At 37.6% G+C, this 19,041-nt stretch carries 17 protein-coding genes; all 17 read right to left on the reverse strand.

Annotated elements, in window-relative coordinates; all coding sequences use genetic code 11:
- Positions 1–159: 159 nt before the first annotated feature.
- The 17 genes from ftsH to ispE all read right to left on the reverse strand — a co-directional run bounded on the left by ftsH (position 160) and on the right by ispE (position 18,705).
- Positions 160–2,268 carry an ATP-dependent zinc metalloprotease FtsH gene (gene ftsH / locus C1H58_RS10100; RefSeq protein WP_165546094.1) on the reverse strand — a complete coding sequence of 703 codons (2,109 nt, stop codon included), beginning with the start codon at positions 2,266–2,268 and terminating at the stop codon, positions 160–162.
- Between the two features lie 116 nt (positions 2,269–2,384).
- Positions 2,385–2,924, reverse strand: a complete 540-nt coding sequence (gene hpt, locus C1H58_RS10105; RefSeq protein ID WP_060830379.1) for a hypoxanthine phosphoribosyltransferase — start codon at positions 2,922–2,924, stop codon at positions 2,385–2,387.
- Positions 2,914–4,203, reverse strand: a complete 1,290-nt coding sequence (gene tilS, locus C1H58_RS10110) for a tRNA lysidine(34) synthetase TilS (protein ID WP_165546095.1) — start codon at positions 4,201–4,203, stop codon at positions 2,914–2,916. Before tilS ends, hpt begins: the two co-directional genes overlap by 11 nt.
- A gap of 83 nt (positions 4,204–4,286) precedes the next feature.
- Positions 4,287–4,664 carry a S1 domain-containing RNA-binding protein gene (locus C1H58_RS10115; protein WP_016426504.1) on the reverse strand — a complete coding sequence of 126 codons (378 nt, stop codon included), beginning with the start codon at positions 4,662–4,664 and terminating at the stop codon, positions 4,287–4,289.
- A gap of 148 nt (positions 4,665–4,812) precedes the next feature.
- A complete protein-coding gene (locus tag C1H58_RS10120; RefSeq protein ID WP_016426505.1) occupies positions 4,813–5,205 on the reverse strand; it encodes an FtsB family cell division protein in 393 nt (130 codons plus the stop codon).
- A gap of 27 nt (positions 5,206–5,232) precedes the next feature.
- The gene (locus C1H58_RS10125) at positions 5,233–5,490 is read right to left on the reverse strand and encodes an RNA-binding S4 domain-containing protein (protein ID WP_165546096.1); all 258 of its coding nucleotides are present in this window, start codon (positions 5,488–5,490) and stop codon (positions 5,233–5,235) included.
- Positions 5,487–6,668 carry a MazG nucleotide pyrophosphohydrolase domain-containing protein gene (locus C1H58_RS10130; RefSeq protein WP_165546097.1) on the reverse strand — a complete coding sequence of 394 codons (1,182 nt, stop codon included), beginning with the start codon at positions 6,666–6,668 and terminating at the stop codon, positions 5,487–5,489. The genes C1H58_RS10125 and C1H58_RS10130 overlap by 4 nt, the downstream gene beginning before the upstream one ends.
- Positions 6,665–8,197 (reverse strand): polysaccharide biosynthesis protein, encoded by a 1,533-nt coding sequence (locus C1H58_RS10135; RefSeq protein ID WP_165546098.1) that lies wholly within the window; start codon positions 8,195–8,197, stop codon positions 6,665–6,667. The genes C1H58_RS10130 and C1H58_RS10135 overlap by 4 nt, the downstream gene beginning before the upstream one ends.
- A complete protein-coding gene (gene mfd, locus C1H58_RS10140; RefSeq protein ID WP_481864911.1) occupies positions 8,187–11,690 on the reverse strand; it encodes a transcription-repair coupling factor in 3,504 nt (1,167 codons plus the stop codon). Before mfd ends, C1H58_RS10135 begins: the two co-directional genes overlap by 11 nt.
- 5 nt (positions 11,691–11,695) lie before the next feature.
- A complete protein-coding gene (gene pth, locus C1H58_RS10145) occupies positions 11,696–12,268 on the reverse strand; it encodes an aminoacyl-tRNA hydrolase (protein ID WP_165546100.1) in 573 nt (190 codons plus the stop codon).
- Positions 12,269–12,682: 414 nt separating this feature from the next.
- The gene (locus tag C1H58_RS10150; RefSeq protein WP_165546101.1) at positions 12,683–13,333 is read right to left on the reverse strand and encodes a 50S ribosomal protein L25/general stress protein Ctc; all 651 of its coding nucleotides are present in this window, start codon (positions 13,331–13,333) and stop codon (positions 12,683–12,685) included.
- A 134-nt stretch (positions 13,334–13,467) separates the two neighbouring features.
- Positions 13,468–14,433, reverse strand: coding sequence for a ribose-phosphate diphosphokinase (locus C1H58_RS10155; protein ID WP_060830386.1), 966 nt, complete (start codon positions 14,431–14,433; stop codon positions 13,468–13,470).
- An 83-nt stretch (positions 14,434–14,516) separates the two neighbouring features.
- Positions 14,517–15,872, reverse strand: coding sequence for a bifunctional UDP-N-acetylglucosamine diphosphorylase/glucosamine-1-phosphate N-acetyltransferase GlmU (glmU, locus tag C1H58_RS10160; RefSeq protein ID WP_165546102.1), 1,356 nt, complete (start codon positions 15,870–15,872; stop codon positions 14,517–14,519).
- Between the two features lie 342 nt (positions 15,873–16,214).
- Positions 16,215–16,535, reverse strand: coding sequence for a septation regulator SpoVG (spoVG, locus tag C1H58_RS10165; RefSeq protein ID WP_050346091.1), 321 nt, complete (start codon positions 16,533–16,535; stop codon positions 16,215–16,217).
- A 75-nt stretch (positions 16,536–16,610) separates the two neighbouring features.
- Positions 16,611–16,991, reverse strand: a complete 381-nt coding sequence (locus tag C1H58_RS10170; RefSeq protein ID WP_050346092.1) for a RidA family protein — start codon at positions 16,989–16,991, stop codon at positions 16,611–16,613.
- Positions 16,992–17,014: 23 nt separating this feature from the next.
- Positions 17,015–17,836 carry a pur operon repressor gene (gene purR / locus C1H58_RS10175; protein WP_060830536.1) on the reverse strand — a complete coding sequence of 274 codons (822 nt, stop codon included), beginning with the start codon at positions 17,834–17,836 and terminating at the stop codon, positions 17,015–17,017.
- 20 nt (positions 17,837–17,856) lie between these two features.
- Positions 17,857–18,705, reverse strand: a complete 849-nt coding sequence (gene ispE / locus C1H58_RS10180; protein WP_165546103.1) for a 4-(cytidine 5'-diphospho)-2-C-methyl-D-erythritol kinase — start codon at positions 18,703–18,705, stop codon at positions 17,857–17,859.
- Between the last annotated feature and the right edge of the window lie 336 nt (positions 18,706–19,041).

The following is a 19,041-nucleotide window of genomic DNA, read 5'->3' on the forward strand; positions in this document are numbered from 1 at the left end:
CTACTGCGAATTATCATACGCGCATGTGGTTAGAGACACAACTAAAATGACTCAAAACACATCTGTATCACTTTTCACTATCATTAGTACACGATACTTCATAAGCAAAACGGACTTTTCTAAAAAGTTTTCACTTTAAAGAAAAGTCCATTCTATCTTTTATTGACGTGGCTCATTATCGCCTGGACGATCGATTTTAGGTTCTTGTTCGTAACCTGTTGTATCTTTGTCCTCGTCTTCTTGATGAGAAGATTGATCCTTTTGATCGTTATCTTGCTTCTCTTCATTTGATGATTCGTCATGGCTGCGTTCACTTGGGTGTTGTGTTAGCGACTGTTGTTCACGGCGAATATCATCGTAAGACTTGCCATATTTACCTTCGTCAAAATCTTTATTTTCTGAGTGATTGATCACTTGTGCGTCATCATAATTCACTACAGGTAAATGTCCTTCATGGAACAATGATTGAATTTGTTCAGCAACCAATGTTTCTTCAGTTAATAATGTTTTAGCAATAAGTTTAAGTTGAGATTCATGTTCTAAAAGAATTTGCTTACAACGTTCATATTGTTCTTTAATGATACGTTGAACTTCTTTATCAATCTCAAATGCAATTTGTCCTGAATATTCAGGTTCACCAGACATATCTTTACCTAAGAACACTTGTCCACCGCCGTGCTTAAATTGTAGCGGTCCAAGTTTTTTACTCATACCATACTGTGTTACCATTTCACGTGCGATTTGTGTTGCACGTTCAAAGTCATTAGATGCACCTGTAGAAACTTCGTTAAAGATAATGTCTTCAGCGACACGTCCACCTAACAGGCCACAAATTTTATCTAATAACTCTGGTTCAGTCATTAAGAAACGGTCTTGTTTTGGTAACATCATCGCATAACCGCCGGCTTGACCACGCGGAACGATTGTAACTTTGTGTACAATTTCCGCTTCGTCTAATACCATACCGATAATCGTATGCCCGGCTTCGTGATGGGCTACAATATTTCTTTCTTTATCAGAAATTACACGAGATTTTTTAGCAGGACCTGCAATAACACGGTCTGTTGCTTCTTCGATGTCACGCATATCGATTTTCTTTTTGCCGCTTCGTGCAGCAATAAGCGATGCTTCGTTTAATAGGTTTTCTAAGTCAGCACCAGAAAAACCTGGTGTACGTTGCGCAATCGCTTTAAGATCTACTGTTTCATCAAGTGGTTTGTTTTTAGCGTGAACATGTAATATCGCTTCACGACCTGTCACATCAGGACGACCCACTTGTATTTGACGGTCAAATCGACCTGGACGTAATAATGCCGGGTCTAAAATGTCTGGTCGGTTCGTTGCAGCAATCATAATGATGCCTTCATTTTCACCAAAACCATCCATTTCAACAAGTAATTGGTTTAATGTTTGTTCACGTTCATCGTGTCCACCACCGACACCCGCACCACGTTGGCGACCGACTGCGTCAATTTCATCTATAAAAATGATACACGGCGCATTTTTCTTCGCATTTTCGAATAGATCACGTACACGGCTTGCACCGACACCGACAAACATTTCAACAAAGTCCGAACCACTAATCGAGAAGAACGGCACACCTGCTTCGCCAGCGACAGCACGCGCAAGTAATGTTTTACCTGTACCCGGTGGTCCTACTAATAAGACCCCTTTAGGGATACGTGAACCCATTTGTTTAAATTTCTTATTATCTTTTAAGAAATCTACAATTTCGATGAGCTCTTGTTTTTCTTCATCTGCACCTGCAACGTCTGAGAAGCGTACTCTTCCTTTTTGGCTATCATACATTTTGGCTTTGGATTTACCAAAGTTCATCATGCGGCCACCACCACCGCCGCCTTGTGCTTGACTAAGGAAGAAGATAAAGAGCAAGGCAATGACTAAGACTGGAATTAATGTAGAAATGATGCTTACAAATACACTCTGTCCTTCTTCTTCTTTAACTGTAAAATCTAATCCTTTTTGTTCTTTAGCTGTTTCAGTGATTTTGTCCAATTCTTTATCATTATTGAACAGAATTGTCGATGCATAATCGTCATTGTTCTTTAACTTACCACTTACTTTATATACGTTATGCTCAGGTTGAATTTCTAATGTTTTCAATTCACCTTTATCTAATTTTTGTATAAATTGGTTATAAGTTAATTCTTTAGGTACATTTCCGTTACCATTAATCCACGAAAACAACCCAAAAATAACAACGCCGATAATTGCTACAAACAGCACATTACGAAAAGCTTTCTGCATGCGTCGTTTCCTCCTACTTCAAATATAAAACTAATAAAAATTTTACCATAATTGATTGACAAATGGCTAGTAATTGACTTTCATCAACTGACACACCATATGATTTTTAAAATTATTTATTTTGCATAAACTTCTTGTTTAAGCGTACCAATATAAGGTAAATTACGATATTTTTCTTGATAATCTAAGCCGTAACCTACGACAAATTCATCAGGAATTTTTTTACCAACATATTTGGCTTCAATCTCTGCTTTTCGACGATTAGGCTTATCTAATAATGTCACGATTTCTAATGATTTAACTCGACGAGAAGCTAATAATTCTGTAATTGATTTCAAGGTCGTACCTGTTTCAAGGATGTCTTCGATGATTAAAACATCTTTATTTTCAATAGATGAACCTAAATCTTTAAGTATTTGAACTTCGCCTGTAGATTCTGTACCGCCATGATAACTCGAAACATCCATAAAGTCTATTGCGAGGGGCACGTCAATGCGTTTAATCAAATCTGTCATAAATAAAACAGATCCCTTTAAGATACCGACACAAAATAAATCTTTACCTTTATAATCTTCCGTAATTTTACGGCCAAGTGTTTCACATATTGCTTGAATATCATCTTCAGTCAGCAATATTTCTTTCAAATCATTTTTCATCTTTGTCATCTCCCAGAAATTGTATCTTTATAAATTTTTCATACTGCTTGCGAACATACAACGTACCCACTGCTAAAATATCACCATTTAATGTTTCAACAATTGGCATTTGTTCCCTTAATTGCGTAGGCACCTTTGCATCAATCATTAAACGCGATACTTTTTTATGATGCTTTGAATCTAAGGTCACATAATCACCTTCATGACGCGAACGAATCGTGATACTTTCCATGTTCATCTCATGAAAGTCCTCTATTTTGATGCGATAGAAACCAAAATGGTAAGTTCCCTCTTGGTCGACTTGCAATGGTTGCGAATCTGCACTGTACAGCCCCGGTTTCATTATCATTAATTGATCGTACACAACATCTGCGTGCCATTGATGCGTATGCATTAATGGCGTTTGTGCAACGTCACTTTCTAGTTTATCAAACCAATCAAAGTATGCTTTTTCACTAATAGTGACGATGTCATCAAATTCTTGTAACAATTGATCCAAGATTAACATTTTAACATGTGCCGCGCACAGATTAAATGTTTTTCTAGGCAAAACAACACCCTTATCTTGTTTTGTTACATGATTTTCAATAAACGATTGTGCTTCGTTTCTCATTAACAGTTGCGCTTCATCATGAAATGATTTTAACTTTAATAAATGCTGCGTTTGTAGCTGCGGGCTTTCTTGAATTGAAGGCAACAAACGATGTCGAATCATATTACGTATGTAATTTTCAGTTGCATTGGATTCGTCTTCAAAGTAAGGGACATTATATGTTTGTTGATATGAACGGATTTGTGCTTTAGTTGTTTCAAGCAGAGGTTTTAGTAGACGATAGTCATTTCTTCGTTCGCTATCTGCCATGCCTAATGGGCTCCGTGTGCTTCTGCCGGTAAAAATTCTGTAAAATATAGTTTCAACTTGGTCATCTTGATGATGCGCAGTTAATAAACAGTCCGCGCTCAACGCATTCATCATATCATCAAACCATTGATAACGCATTTCTCTTGCATCATTTTGAATACTTCTACCTTCTGAAACTGCTTGTGATAAATCCAATTGTTTAATATAAAGAGGGACGTTATGCATATCGCAATAATATTTAATGAACAGCGCTTCTTGATGAGATGCCTCTCGCAACCCATGATGGACATGCAAACAAGTCAATTGTCTATATGTCGACGCATATTGATGCAATAATTGATGTAACAACACCATACTATCGATTCCAGTTGATACTGCAAGTACGAGGTGATCTGTCGCTTTCCAATTTTGTTGCATAGTTCAAAACACTCCTACATTAAAATAGAGGCTGAGATTCAAAGTTACCCTTCGTTTCTCAACCTCTAAGTCATTATCAATGCTTAACGACGTGAGCCTCTGCCACCACGTCTTGATTCCGTTTGACGCTTAATAGAAGTAAGTTTATCTTCACTATCTTTTAAAAAGTTAGATAGCTTTTTCTCAAAGTCTTCCGGTTTTTGCGCCGGTCTTTGTTTACGTGGGCGATCTTTTGCTTTTTTAATCGATAAGCTTATTTTACCGTCTTCTGCTATAGACAGCACTTTCACTTCTACTTCATCACCAACTGACAAATGGTCTTCAACATTTTCTACATAGTTGTCTGCTACTTCACTAATATGAACTAACCCACTTTTACCTTCAGGCAACTCCACAAATGCACCAAATTTTTTGATACCAGTGACTTTACCTTTTACCTTACTTCCTACTTCGATTGACATTGTTTTAATGCATCCTCCCGATTTTGTTCGATATTTAGTTCTATTATACTTTTGTTTATCTATTTTCACAATGACTATTTGAATATCGACATTTTTCTTTACGAATTTTACATATTATGCAATTTAATTATAAACTGCTTTTACTCTTTTACTCTTTTTTCGATTGTTTCTCTTGCTTGTCTTTGTCGTTAGGCAACTTAAAGATGATCTCGCCGTCATTACTTAAATAATATTCATCTCGCGCAATTTTTTCGACATACGCCTCATCATTTAAATTATTGAGTTGTTCTTTAAGTTCAATCTCTTTATCTTGTAACTTTTGATATTTCTCCTCTTTGGCTTGACGTTCAACAGAGGCATCATGGTTCCCTTTAATTTGAAACGCAACCATGATTAAAAGCAGGATAATAATGACTAAAAGTACGCCTCCAAAAACAGCAATACGCTTTTTCACTACTTTTTTACGGCGTTCATGTCGTTTTTTCTTTGCGTTTTTTTTAGAAGTATATTGATTGCCGATATTTTGAACTTTTTGATTCATGCGGCGTCACCTTTCTTTGTTTACCCTTTACTGAATGCGTTCTTCTTTGACCAATTCAAACATACCTTTTGCATTCTCTTTTGTGGCATGTTCACTCAACCCTGTTACTTTAACTGTCACAACTTTTTGTCCAAATTGAATCACGAGCATGTCGTCTAATTTAACATCTGTGCCTGCTTTTGCCGTTGTCCCATTTACAGCGACACGACCTTGATCGCACAATTCTTTAGCCAGTGTACGTCTCTTAATAAGACGTGATACTTTTAAATATTTGTCTAGTCTCAATGTGACCCTCCTCGTTCTTCTAAATAGGCTGTTAACTCTTCTTCTGAAAAATCTCTATTTTTGACTTCATCATACAATTTTAGAAAATGCGTCGCAAATACTTTCTCGAATTTTACACGTGGCGTTTTACCTTCAGCTACTTTTTGCTTTTGCCAAATGGCTTTAACATCATCTACATCTTGAGCTTGATCATTTTCAAAAATATGTGGATGACGTCGAATCATTTTTTCAGTCAAGCTTTCTACAACTTCACGTGTATCCATATAACCTTCTTTGCGACCTATATTGGCGTGTAACAATACTTGTAATAAAATGTCACCTAATTCTTCAATCATATGCCAATCATCTTCGTTATCTATGGTCTCAAATAGCTCGAATGTCTCTTCAAGCAAGTAGCGTTTAAGCGTTTGATGCGTTTGTACTTTATCCCATAGACAGCCAGTTTCGTCGTCCACAAGTCGTGCAATGACTCGATCAGCATAATTAAAATCTTGGTATAACACTTTTTCGTCATTCGCTTTAGGTATAAATACGCTCGTTAAATTAGTATATTCTATCTCATGATCCAGCTCATATATTGGACAGCGTGTAACTTGAGCGCCAGATTGACGCGCACCATCAACGACCATGACCTCAAAATCATCTGGATAGCGTTCCATAAGCAATAGTTTCAAATGACCCGCCATCATTGCACTGTAGACTTGCGTGATGATAGTTGCTGTTCGAGGGTTCAACATGTCTGCATTTAAACTTGTCGCATCTAACAACGTAAAACCGTCATTAGGATCCGTTTGAACCGCTTCAAATATATCATCTATAAAACTCCGCCCACCTAAAACTTGAATCTCAACATCATTTTCATGTGCACGTTCAATTAGCAATTGTGTCGTCGTTTCTGCTACGCGTGGATGTCCCGGCACAGCGTAAACAATATCGGACTGTTGTGCACGTTGTAAAAGTTCATCCACAATCGCTTGATATACAGGTTCAAAAGAATCATATTGCTCATAAATGTGATCAAAACTTTCAAATTCGATTTCTTTCAGTTGCTGAACCACTGGATGATGCTGAGTACGAACATAAATTTTAGGCTGTTGCTGAATTAATCTGTAAATGCTGACAGGCAATTCATCTAAGCCGTAATTACCCAGTCCTATAATTGTAAGTTGATGTGTCATGATTCTCTTCCTTTCTTCCATTCAATCATTTTATCACCAAATGGTAAATGTACCCATTCATCGCTACTTAAAATATTAAGATATAACAGCATTAAAATCACACTGCCAACGCCTACACTAGTCAAAATAAGCAATTCGAGCAATCCGCCTAAGCGTGTAGATGTAGGAATGAGATATTGACACAATTGTACACTAGCTGTCATTACCAATAAAGCCAAAGCCAAGTTGAAATAAAACTTTCTTAACGCATTTAAACGGTATTGTTTGACTACATATACATGTAAATAGAATACAAAAATGATTAAAGATGCGACCGTTGCAATACTTGCTCCGATAATACCCACAAGTGGAATTGTGATTAAATTAAATATTAATTTTGTAGTAATGCCCATTAGAAAACCTATCAAAATGATGCGAAACTGCTCTTGTACTTCTAATAAGGCGATATACATCATAATTAATGAAACCCAAATAACAGTCAACATGTATATAGATAGTGTTAACGTTAAGTCTTGACTTGCAAAAAAGACGTGATTGAGTACAGGAAGAAGATTGATGAGCCCAATGCCACAGGCACTACTTATCACAATAGTAATTTTAAGCGACGCATTCGCATAACTGTGCATTTGTTGCAATTGACCTCTTTTTTTCGTTTCTGTTAATAGCGGAATCAAGACAAAGCAAAATGTCGTTGTGACAATCAAGCCCATTTGAATAAATGAGGCACCTCTATCATAAATACCTTTTTCAGTAATCGCCTCTTTAAAGGGCAAACCCGAGCCATAACGCAACATGTTCACGATGGTAAAACTATCTACCACTTGCCATAAAATGACGATTAAATGACTGATTGCAAAAATAATGGTTGCAACAATAAATTTACGCCATGGCAATGATGGCATTTCGTTATTACTATGTGGCACATCATGCTTGCGCCAAAGAAAGATCGTTGCGCCCAAAAAGCCAAAAGCAGAAGCGATAATGGCCCAAGTTCCTGCTTGATAAATTGATAACTCTTGTTTGACGAATAGCAGGATAACAACACCAATGATTCCCACCCGAATACTTTGTTCTAAAACTTGTGAGTATGCCGGCATGTGCATATCTCGTTTTGCTTGAAAATGGCCACGCAATAAACCTAAGGCTCCTATGGCGATAAAACTCAAGCTTGCTGCATGAATCATCGGTGTCAAATGAACGTCACCCATCAAGCTTGCAATACTTTTTGCACCTATAAACAGCACAATAAATATAAGGAATCCTATTGCTGTCAATGACCATAATAATCGTTTTAAAACCGATTGCGTCTCATGTGTATCCCCAACGAGCTGGGTATATGCGCTTGGTAACGCATTGCTAGATAACACAACACCCAATGCGACTATCGGATAAATTTGTTGATACGCATATAATCCTTCATCACCGAGTATATTTTGATAAGGCACACGATAAAGAGCGCTTAATACCTTAACGATGATAAGTGCAAGCGTTAAAACGACGACGCCATTGAACGCTGTTTTAGACTTCATCTGGTATTCTCAAACTTTCTTCGAGTGTCTTAGACAAAAACTTCAATGACTCTAACCATTGATTACTTTTTGTCAGCGTCACTTTCATGCAACCTTCTTGTACACCGACTTTCATGCTTCGTCCTAACGCAATTGTATTTTTAAACAACGCTTCACCATCAATATCGTTTGTGCCTTTTTGTGTTAATAAAATTTCAATGGTTTTTCCGGTATCTTTTACCGTTTGCACACCTACGTGCAGTAAGTGAACTTTAATTTCAACGGAATCGAGCAATTGTTCAACTTCACTCGGATAATCGTTGAAGCGATCTAACAATTCATCTTTAATATCCATGAGTTGTTCTATCGTTTCAGTCGCACGTAATTTTTTATAAATTTCTATTTTAGCTTGCTCATTACGAATATATTCGGCAGGCAAATAAGCGTCTAAACGTAAGTTCATCTCAATTTCAGGCGCTACTGTTTCTTCTTTGATACCTCGTTTTTCATTCACCGCTTCTTCTAACATTTGTGAATAAAGATCAAAACCGACAGAATCAATAAATCCATGTTGTTGCTTACCTAATAAGTTTCCAGCACCTCGTATGTTTAAATCACGCATCGCAATTTTAAAGCCACTGCCTAGCTCTGTGAACTCTTTTATAGCTTGTAATCTGTCCTCAGCCGTTTCATTCAACACTTTATTTATCGCATGGAGGAAGTAGGCATAGCCAATTCGACTCGAACGACCCACGCGACCACGTAATTGATACAATTGACTTAAACCAAAACGGTCAGCATCTTCAATAATCAATGTGTTGGCATTAGGGACATCTACGCCGGTTTCAATAATCGTGGTCGTAACTAAAATATCATATTCACCATTAATAAAATCGAGCATTGTCTCTTCTAAATCACGTTCAGGTAACTGTCCGTGTGCCACACCAATAGATGCATCTGGCATTAACATTTGTAATTGCTCACGTTTTTCATAAATAGATTGGACACGGTTATACAAATAGAACACTTGGCCCCCACGCGATAACTCTCGCTCGAGTGCTTCTTTAATAAAGTTCGTATTTTGCTCTAATACATAAGTTTGAACTGGAAAACGATTTTCCGGCGGTGTCTCTATTACAGATAAATCACGCACACCTAACATACTCATGTGCAATGTTCTTGGTATAGGGGTCGCTGTTAAAGTTAATACGTCGACATTCGCTTTCAATGTCTTGATTTTTTCCTTATGACGTACACCAAAACGTTGTTCTTCATCGACAATCAACAATCCTAAATTTTTGTATTCCACAGCTTTTCCTAAAAGTTTATGCGTGCCTACTACAATATCAACAAAACCGGACTTTAAGCCTTCTTTTGTTTCACGAATTTCTTTAGGTGTTCTAAAACGGCTCATTAAGTGAATTTCGACTGGAAAATCTCGCATACGTTCGATTAATGTCTCATAATGTTGTTGCGCGAGTATAGTGGTTGGCACTAAAAATGCAACTTGCTTACCTGACATGACCGCTTTAAACGCTGCGCGCACGGCGACCTCAGTTTTACCATAGCCGACATCTCCACAGAGAAGTCGATCCATAGGGCGCTGACTTTCCATATCTTCTTTAATCTCTAAAATCGATTTCGCTTGGTCATCCGTTAAATCATATGGGAAGTCCATTTCAAAAGCATGTTGTTCATCTGTATCCGGCCCAAAAGCATACCCTACAGATTGCTCACGCTCTTTATATAAGGCAATTAATTCGTCGGCAATATCTTCAACACTACTTTGAACTTTAGCTTTCGTTTTCTTCCATTCACTACCGCCTAATTTATATAGTTTCGGCGTTTTATCTTCAGAACCAACATATTTTTGCACTTGTTCCATTTGATCAACAGGTACGTACAGTTGATCTGTGCCTTGGTACTGTATCTTAATATAGTCACGGTGGACTTCTCCAACTTCTAACGTTTCAACACCTAAGTAACGTCCTACACCGTGATGAACATGGACAACATAATCGCCAACGTTCAATTCTTGATATGACTTGATTTTTTCAGCATTACTCATCGTTTTACGACGTTTTTTAGACGTCTTTTTTTGCTTCGATTTAAATAATTCTCTTTCAGTCACGACTACCATGGACATGTAAGGCAATTCAAAGCCTTCGGATAGACTGCCTTGAATAATCGCAGCATGACCGGGCTCCATAGCATCATCTTCAGGTTCGAGTAGTGTAGGCACATGCATTTCACTCAACATTGCATGAATTCTTTCTTTTTTTGTTTCTGTTTCGACCATGACCACCATACGGTCACCTTGTTTCATGTAGCGTTGAAATTCTGAAGCCATGATATCGTATTGGCCATAAAATTGTTGTACAGGCTTACATGAGAACTTGACGATATGGTCTAATTTCATAGGCATTGAGGCAGTAAACAGTGTAAAGAAAGTAATTTTAAATTGACGGAGCATGCGATTAAAAGTGTCATCTTCCATAAAGCGTTGACCTATAAAGCCTTTACCACTTTCGATTAAATTTTGAAGAAATGCTTCTGTCTCAGTAGTCAACGTTTCTTCCGTTTCTCTCACACGATTATACTCATCTACTAAAACAATCGCGTTGTCTTTGAAATAATCTAAGATGGTTGTCGGTGTTTCATACATCCAAGCGATAAGACGACGTAATATTTGTGGATCAAAATGCGTATCTTCTAAAAGATTAAAACTCTCATACGTATCTTTTAAATCTTGACGCACAGACTTCTCTATTTTAGGGCGTGTCGTTTCATAAGCTTGTTTTAAGCCTTCCATCATTCTTTGACGAACCGCATCCGTCATAATATAATCATGCGCTGTCGTGATCTCTGCTATTTCCACATTTTCAGAAGAGCGTTGAGATTCGACATCAAATTGACGGATTGAATCCACCTCTGTATCAAATAATTCGATACGCAACGGTTCACCTAGCAATGGATAAATATCAATAATACCACCGCGTACTGAAAATTCTCCAATATTTGAAACGACTGTTTCACGGCGATAGCCCATGTTTACAAGTTTATCTAGAAATAGATCAACATCAATATCGTCACCAACTTTCAATGAGAGTTGATGTTCTTGCCATAGTGCTTTTGGCGTTAATAACTTTTTCAGACCATTTAAAGGAACAATGTAAAGTCCGCGACGTTCATTCGCAAGTGCCGTAAGTGTTCGAACACGCTCACTCATTAAATCTGGACTTTGCGTAGAAAATTCTTCAATCATAATATCTTGCACGGGATATTTATAAATTTCGTCATCTGGTACAGATTGAAGGAGATCCGCTTCTAATTTATCCGCTTGATATAAATTATTTGTCACTAATAAAACTTGGCGATGGTCTGATTGGTAAAGTTCAGCTATGATAGACGCTTTTACTGCAGGCGTTAATCCTGTGACTAATAAATTGGCATGTCCAACTTGCTCGGACAAATCTTTAAATCTTGTATCTCTATTTATAATTTCATTAATGATTGATTTCACTTGGCCTCACCATTATATTGATTCATTACATTTTCGAATTTTTCATCGCTAATAAATGCTTCCACAGCATCTGCAACATGCGCAATAACAGGATCCATCACTTGCATTTCAGCGTTTGAAAACTTTTGCAACACGTAATCGCGAATCGGCGTTCTGCCTGAAGGTCGTCCAATTCCTATACGGATACGTTTAAAGTCACTTGTTCCGAGCATCTGAATGATTGATCTCATCCCATTATGGCCCCCAGCACTTCCTTTTTGTCTTAAACGTACTTTACCTTGTGCTAAATCTAAATCATCATATAACACTAATAATTCGTCGATTTGAACGTCATAATAATCCATCAATGGGGCTACGGCTTCTCCAGATAAATTCATTAATGTTAAAGGTTCGATCAGCATTACTTTTTGACCGTTAATTCGTTCAATTGTATAAGCACCACGAAATTTTTGCTTATCGAGTTGGATTTGATGTCGCTCGAGTAAGTGGTCGATGACTTCGAAACCTATATTATGTCTTGTGTGCTCATATTTTTTTCCTATATTACCTAAACCAACGATACACTTCATCATTTACCTCCAAATTGATCTTGATGCGCTTCATTTGAATAAACGCCCCTTCTTCATTATTTCTATATATTAACATATTTAAGAATACACTTGCTAAATTGCGATATATACGGTCGCACGATCTATTTGAATGCGAGACTACAAAAGTTAGAATCACTGAATATTATGAATTTTACTTTTAAAGATTTAAATCCTATAAAAAATAACTTAATGTGATTATATTATTATTTTTACATTTTAACACAAAATCACCACAACGCCACTTTTATACTAAAAGCATCCACCACATCTTTTTCACTTTTCTCTCGTATCATCGTATGCAACAAATTCTGCATTTTGTTTTACCCATTATAAAAAGAGCTGAAAACTATAACAGTTTCAGCTCTTTTTATAATACGACTAAGTTGATAGATATTAGTCTTCTTTTTCTTCTTCTTCAGAAGATTCACCAACAACTTCTGGTTCTTCTGTTGTAGATTCGCCTTCCATTGCTTCGATTTCTTCTTCAGTTGGTTCTTCAGTTGGTGCAACAACTGATACAAGTGCTTCTTCTTCATCGTTTTCGATAGTGAAGTCACCAGAAATTTTAACATCTGCTACTGATAAAGTATCATTGATGTTTAATTCGCTAATGTCTACTTCAATGTATTCAGGAATGTTGTCTGGTGTTGCAGTAATTTCTAAGTTGAATAATGGTTGTTCCACTACGCCGCCTTCTTTAGCTCCTGGCGCTTCACCAATTAAGTGTACAGGTACTTCTACTGTACGTGCTTCAGTCATATTGATTGCTAAGAAGTCAATATGTGTAATTTGGTTTTTAAGTGGATCAAATTGATAATCTGAAACCATTACTTTGATTTGTTTTGAACCTACACCAAGTTCAATAACACCGTTACGTCCTACTTCACGAATCAATTTGATAAATTCAATTTCATCAACTTTAACTGAAACGTTTTTAGTACCGTAACCATATACAACTGCAGGTACTTTCCCTGCTTCACGGATTTTACGTAAATCACCGCGTGTTTGTTTACCTTGACGAATAACAGACTTTAATGAAGCCATATTCATTTTCCACCTTTCATTGCACACATCTGTGCAGCACTTGCCCATCAACTTTTATTGCTTGCAAGTGTGTATTTGTCCGTATGGGCACGAACAGAAATATTTTACACAAAATTTGCAGTTTCGTCAATGCTTTAGTCAAATAATACGCTGACTGATTCACGTTCATACACACGTACGATGGCTTGTGCAAGTAATTCAGCAACAGATAATTCTGTAATATTATTTGGTTTTTGCTCCTCTTTAAGCTGAATTGAATTTGTCACCACTAATTCTTTAATCGATGAGTTCTCGATACGCTCTTTCGCAGGACCTGACAATACTGGATGTGTACAACAAGCATACACTTCTGTTGCACCTTTATCTCTCAATGCTTGAGCAGCAAGTGTGATTGTACCTGCTGTGTCAATAATGTCATCAATGATAATCGCTGTACGCCCTTCGATCTCACCTACGATGTTCATAACTTCAGCTACATTCGGTTTTGGACGACGTTTATCAATAATAGCAATTGGTGTTTTAAGGAAGTCTGCAAGTTTACGTGCGCGTGTTACACCTCCGTGGTCCGGTGAAACAACAACACAATTTTCTGGATTAATTTCTTTATTATTCAAGAAATATTCTGCCAAAATCGGAACGCCCATTAAGTGGTCAATAGGAATATCAAAAAAGCCTTGAATTTGAGGTGCATGTAAGTCCAATGCAATCATTCGATCTGCACCAGCAGTTTCAAATAAATCCGCAACTAATTTCGCAGTAATTGGCTCACGACTACGCGCTTTACGGTCTTGGCGCGCATAGCCATAATAAGGGACAACAATTGAAATATTTGCTGCAGAAGCACGCTTACATGCGTCAATCATAATAAGCAGCTCCATTAAATGTACATTGACTGGATTTGATGTAGGTTGAATAATGAAAACATCACAACCTCGAATACTTTCTTCAATATTAATTTGGATTTCACCATCACTAAAACGTTTGACCGTACATTTACCTAATTCAACACCTACATGATCTGCAACTTCTTTTGCAAGTGGTTCATTACCTTTCAGTGAGAAAATTTTCAAAGACGAATTTTTATACTCGGTGTTTAACATTATTATGAATCCTCCAATTTTATTATAGTCATTTCAATTGATTACAACATACTTGTTTCTATTTCTTGCTTAATTCATTACATTTATTTATTCATATATCCCTTTTTTGTCACCTGTCTTGAACGTGCGAGTGCGAGACTCTCGTTCGGTACATCATCAGTGATTGTTGAGCCTGCAGCGATTAATGAACCATCGCCAACAGTCACAGGTGCAATAAGATTTGTGTTACAACCGATGAATGCGTCTTTACCAATTATTGTTTTAAATTTGTTGGCACCATCATAGTTAACTGTAATTGAACCACAGCCCACGTTCGTGCGTGCGCCAATTTCTGCGTCTCCTATGTAACTTAAGTGCGATACTTTAGCACCGTCATCAAGACGAGCTTTTTTAATTTCAACAAAATTACCCACTTTTGTTTCTTTGCCAAGTTCTGAACCTGGTCTTAATTGTGCAAATGGACCTACTTTTGATTTTTCGCCAACAATAGCGTCTGAGATGACAGATTGTTTAATCGTCACGCCCTCATGGATTTGGCTGTTGTGTATTTCTGAATATTGTCCAATTGTGACATCTCTACCAATACGTGTGTTGCCAGATAACTTAACACCCGGCTCTATCACTGTATCTTCGCCAATTTCAACTTCTGCACCAATGTAGGTTGTGTCTGGATCAATCAATGTCACACCATTGCGCATGTGATATTCATTACGTCGTTGACGGTAAGCTTTTTCTGCTCGACTTAGTGCCACACGGTCATTGACACCCATAATTTCGTCGAAGTCATCTGTACGGTAGACTGCAACTTTACCTTCGTTCTGAAGCACTAAACTTAAAACTTGAGGTAAATAATATTCGCCTTGTGCATTATGATTATCAACTTGCTCTAACAACTGAAACAATGTTTGATTATTAAATGCGAAAATTCCAGAACTAATTTCTTGAATCTTTTTTTGTTGTGCGTCAGCATCTTTTTCTTCGACGATTTCAGTCAGTTGGCCTGTTTCATCTCGAACGATGCGGCCATATCCAAAAGGATGCGCGGCAATCGCAGATAATACTGTCGCTTGTGCACCTTCTTGATCATGATGTGCTAGTAATTGAGACAACGATGCGCTTGTAATTAGCGGTGTGTCACCACAAACAACAAGTGTTGTGCCTTCCTTTGATGCTAAATGCTCTGCCGCTTGTTTAACGGCATGCGCTGTTCCCAGTTGTTCTTCTTGAAAGCTATACAAAGACGTGTCCCCTAATGTTTCTTTTACACTTTCTGCACCGTGTCCTACAATAGTCACCACATTGTCAACACCTGATTCGCGCACTTGATCAATTACATGACGAATCATTGGTTTTCCAGCAACACGATGTAATACTTTATATTGCTTAGATTTCATCCTTGTGCCTTTACCCACCGCCAAAACGACTGCATGTTTTTGCATGGCAATGAACCCTCCAGTATCTTTTACACTTCTATATAATTATAATTTAAGGGCGTGTACACTTTCAAGGCGTAAACGAATAAAACCTTTGGCACATCATAAAAACCTTGTGCTTTCACAACTGAAATATCATGGCTATCGCAATATGCTCACGCTAAAAATCGTAAGCTCATCTTTAACACTTGTATGATTTTAAGCGATTAAGTGCCGCTCTACAACTATTAAAATGTTGTCCCCGCTTCTTCGTAGCCTGCACAATGGTCCAATGCCTTTCACTCACTTTTTACATACAAAAAGGTTTCATCACCCTTTTTAGATGACAAAACCTTAAATCGCAAATACCTATTCAACTTCTTCGTTTGTGTCTTCTGATGTGTGATTATCCTCATGATTATGAGATGGTAACACTTCATCAGTTTCGTCATATACTTTCATTACTGCATCCTGAATTTCTTGACGCATTTCCGAGTTGATTGGATGCGCGATATCTCGGAATTCACCATCTGGTGTACGTTTACTTGGCATCGCAACGAACAAGCCTGTATTACCTTCTATTACGCGTAAATCATGAATCACAAATGATTCGTCTAAAGTAATAGAGACTAAGGCTTTCATTCTGCCATCTGTTTGGATTTTTCTAAGTCTGACATCTGTCACTTTCATGTAGTGAGCCCCCCATAGTAATTAAGTATATTTATTGCTGTGTAATTAAAGAAGTCTTCACCGTAACTTTCATGATTATATAGCTTTAACCTCAGCAATCAGTTCAATCTCTACTTTAACATCCTTCGGTAATCGTGCAACTTCCACCGCGCTTCTTGCAGGGCGGTGTGTGTCAAAGTATTTTTCATACACTTCATTCACTTTTTGAAAGTTTTCCATATCCGATAAGAAGATTAAAGCTTTAACAACGTGATTTAGATCTGACCCAGCTGCTTCAAGTACAACTTTAAGATTTTCTATGACTTGTTCTGTTTGCTTTTGTACACAATCACTTACAATTCCACCATTTAAAGTAAGTGGAATTTGACCAGATGTGAAAACAAGTCCGTTGGCAACCGAAGCATGTGAGTATGGTCCAACTGCATTAGGCGCTTTACTCGTGTTAATGATTTCCAAATGATTGAACGCTCCTTTTGTCTTTAAAATTTAGCTAGACTGTTACCTGATTCGACTTTAAATTCTTGATTATATTCGTCAACATCAGATAAACGTACTAAGGAAGTATAATCTTCAATCAGTCGTTGTTTGACTTCTTTGGATTCTACAAGTACTGATACCCCTTTTACATGTGCTTTAAACTCATTCATTAAATTCATCACACCGTTAATGGATCCACCAGCACGCATGAAATCATCAACGATTAAAACATTCGAATGTTCCTTCAAAGTACGCTTAGATAATACCATTGTTTCGATTTTTCGCGTTGATCCTGAAACGTAGTTAATTGAAACTGTTGATCCCTCTGTCACTTTATTATCTTTGCGAATCACCACGACAGGTAAATTGAGTACATTTGCCACTGCATTTGCGAGAGAAATCCCTTTAGTTGCAATTGTCACAATCGCATCTAACTCTTCATGCATATATATTGTTGCAATCAAACGTCCCACACGTTTAAGCAAGGCGGGGTTTCCCATCAAGTCAGATAGAAAAAGATATCCCCCAGGTAATAAACGTTCTTTTTCTTGTAGCAAGGCGATGACTTCATCAATGACAGCTTTTGCTTCTTCTTTTTGCATTTGAGGTCGATATTTGACGCCACCACTTGCGCCAGAAATCGTCTCCACTGTGCCTAAGCCTTCTTTAATCAAAGTATCTTTGATAATTTGAACATCTTCGCTTATCGATGACTTGGCCTGTTCAAACTTTGTAACGAAAAAAGTAAGTGGTACAAGTTTATTCGGGTTGCTTATTAAATATTGTGTCATGTAAACAATACGTTCACTTCTTTTATATCGCACGATTGTCATCCTTTCTCTTTTTAACCAAGCATTCTTACAAGATATACGTCATTACAACAGCCACTCACAGCATTGTAAATATGACGTGCTTGCCTTTCACGTTGTGCAAAACCATAGACAGTAGGGCCACTGCCACTCATTAACGCGCCATCTGCACCGTTATTCAACATATTAGACTTAATTTTTGCAATTTCAGGTTGTAGCGCCATTGACACAGGCTCCAAACGATTAGAAAGACTTTCACACATCATTTGATAATCGTTGTTTTCCAATGCTTGTAAACATTGCGTTGTATGAACAGGAAAAGGCTGATTTAAATCTAATCCACCATATATTTCAGGTGTAGAAAGACCCGCTTGCGGTTTCGCTACAATCACCCATGTCGAAGGCGGTTTTGGTAACTGTTCCAATATTTCCCCTCTACCTCGACAAATCGCCGTTGTACCATAAACACAAAACGGAATATCTGACCCTATCTCTGCTGAAAGTGCACTTAATTCATCGAGCGGGCAATTGAGTTCAAACAAACGATTCATACCACGCATCGTCGCTGCCGCATCACTTGAACCCCCAGCGAGACCAGCAGCAACAGGAATATTTTTTTCTAATGTAATCGTGACACCTTGCTTTAACTGATAAGCCTCCATCATTAAAAGTGCCGCACGATAAGCCAGATTACGCTCATCAGACGGAATAAAAGTCTCATCTACATTTAGAACAATACGTTGATCATTTCTCTTCTCAAACGATAGGCGATCATTCAAATCAATCGTGGTCATAATCATCTCAACTTCATGATAACCATCATCTCTTTTATATAAAGTATCTAATGTTAAATTGATTTTAGCAGAAGCCGTTTCATAAATCATTACAATATCCTCTTTCCAAATGGTATTAATGTGATTTTAACACAGAACCCTTTCAAAGTGGGAGCAGGACAGAAATCTATTTGATTTCGTCGTCCTGCCCCGGCAAGGATGACTAGGGTTGAACAAGCTTGAAATGCGATGTTCAATCCAGTCAGTTACTGCGCTCTTTATTTCTTTCGCACTCTTATCATGCTGGACAGAAATCTATTTGATTTCGTCGTCCTGCCCCGGCAAGGATGACTAGGGTTGAACAAGCTTGAAATGCGATGTTCAATCCAGTCAGCTACTGCGCTCTTTATTTCTTTCGCACTCTTATCATGCTGGACAGAAATCTAT

This window comes from Staphylococcus sp. 191, from assembly GCF_011174885.1.
GTDB lineage: Bacteria > Bacillota > Bacilli > Staphylococcales > Staphylococcaceae > Staphylococcus > Staphylococcus coagulans.